Genomic DNA, 627 nt, shown 5'->3' with positions numbered 1-627 from the left:
AGTAACGGAGGCGCTCAAAGGTTCTCTCAGCACGGTCGGAAATCGTGCGTAGAGTGTAAAGGCACAAGAGAGCTTGATTGCAAGACATACAGGTCGAGCAAGGACGAAAGTCGGACTTAGTGATCCGGTGGTACCGCATGGAAGGGCCATCGCTCAACGGATAAAAGCTACCCTGGGGATAACAGGCTTATCTCCCCCAAGAGTCCACATCGACGGGGAGGTTTGGCACCTCGATGTCGGCTCATCACATCCTGGGGCTGTAGTAGGTCCCAAGGGTTGGGCTGTTCGCCCATTAAAGTGGTACGCGAGCTGGGTTCAGAACGTCGTGAGACAGTTCGGTCCCTATCCGTCGCAGGCGTAGGAAATTTGAGGAGACCTGTCCTTAGTACGAGAGGACCGGGATGGACGCACCTCTGGTGTACCAGTTGTTCTGCCAAGGGCATAGCTGGGTAGCTACGTGCGGAATGGATAAGCGCTGAAAGCATCTAAGCGCGAAGCCGACTTCAAGATAAGATTTCCCACCGTAAGGGTAAGACCCCAGGAAGACTACCTGGTTGATAGGTCGAAGGTGTAAGTGCAGTAATGTATGTAGCTTATCGATACTAATAGGTCGAGGACTTGACCAAT

General features: G+C 52.8%; 1 rRNA gene. It reads left to right on the top strand.

From position 1 onward, the window contains the following. Nucleotides 1-626 (top strand): 23S ribosomal RNA (locus CHL78_RS20445); the annotation flags it as partial. Nucleotide 627 lies beyond the last annotated feature (1 nt).

Source organism: Romboutsia weinsteinii (assembly GCF_002250835.2).
Lineage (GTDB): Bacteria > Bacillota > Clostridia > Peptostreptococcales > Peptostreptococcaceae > Romboutsia_A > Romboutsia_A weinsteinii.
The sequence above is the reverse complement of the archived record's forward strand: the minus strand, read 5'-3'. Positions and strand labels throughout refer to the sequence as shown.